Raw genomic sequence first — 922 nt, 5'->3', positions numbered from 1 at the left:
TTCATGAGCTCGACCCCGACGAGATCGACACCGGCCAAGCATCTCGTTCCCCACTAGACGCTCTTCCGTGCTCAGGGGGCCTGGCTCGACGCCGAGCGCTCGGCGGGCGGCGGGCGTCGCCGGTAGGCCGCTGCCGGGCCGGCGTTCGATGATATGTTCGAATCCGCGCCGGCCGGCGTCCGTCCGTCCCGACAGGAGGGCCCCTCATGATCGCCTCGCTCAGCGGCACCGTCGAGCACGTGGCCCTCGACCGGGCGGTCATCGCCGTCGGCGGCCTGGGTGTGCAGTTCTCCGCCACCCCGCAGACGCTGTCCACCCTGCACGAGGGCCGGCCGGGGGCGGTGCAGACCCACCTCGTGGTCAAGGAGGACGCCCTGACCCTCTACGGCTTCGCGGACCGCGACGAGCGCGAGGTGTTCGAGGTGCTCATCACGGCCAACGGCGTGGGTCCCCGCCTCGCCCTGGCGATCCTCTCCGTCCACCACCCCGAGACCGTGCGCCGGGCGGTCACCGAGGAGGACGAGAAGACCCTCACCCGCGTGCCCGGCATCGGGCCGAAGATGGCGCGCAAGATCATCGTCGAGCTCTCCGGCCGCCTCGCGCCCACCGGGGAGCCGGTGCCCGAGGCGGAGGCCGAGGCGAGCGCCGAGCACGGCGTGGGTCCCCGCCGCGCCCTGGCGATCCTCTCCGTCCACCCCCCCGGGACCGTGCGCCGGGCGGTCACCGAGGAGGACGAGAAGACCCGCACCCGCGTGCCCGGCCTCGGGCCGACGAGGGCGCGCAAGCGCACCGTCGAGCACTCCGGCCGCCTCGCGCCCACCGGGGAGCCGGTGCCCGAGGCGGAGGCCGAGGCGAGCGCCGAGCCGACCGGCGAGGCGCTCTGGCACGCCGACGTCGTGCAGGCGATGGCCGGCCTGGGCTG

1 protein-coding gene is annotated in these 922 nt (G+C 74.8%); it reads left to right on the top strand.

Annotation, left to right across the window (positions count from 1 at the left end; genetic code table 11):
- Positions 1-206: 206 nt before the first annotated feature.
- The coding region (gene ruvA / locus D8M29_RS14305; RefSeq protein WP_238693427.1) for a Holliday junction branch migration protein RuvA at positions 207-922 on the top strand (716 nt) is incomplete at its 3' end.

Origin of the sequence: Micrococcus sp. HSID17227, from assembly GCF_003989405.1 — a bacterium.
Lineage (GTDB): Bacteria > Actinomycetota > Actinomycetes > Actinomycetales > Micrococcaceae > Micrococcus > Micrococcus luteus.
Note: the sequence above shows the minus strand (reverse complement) of the source record. Positions and strands in the feature narration are given on the sequence as shown.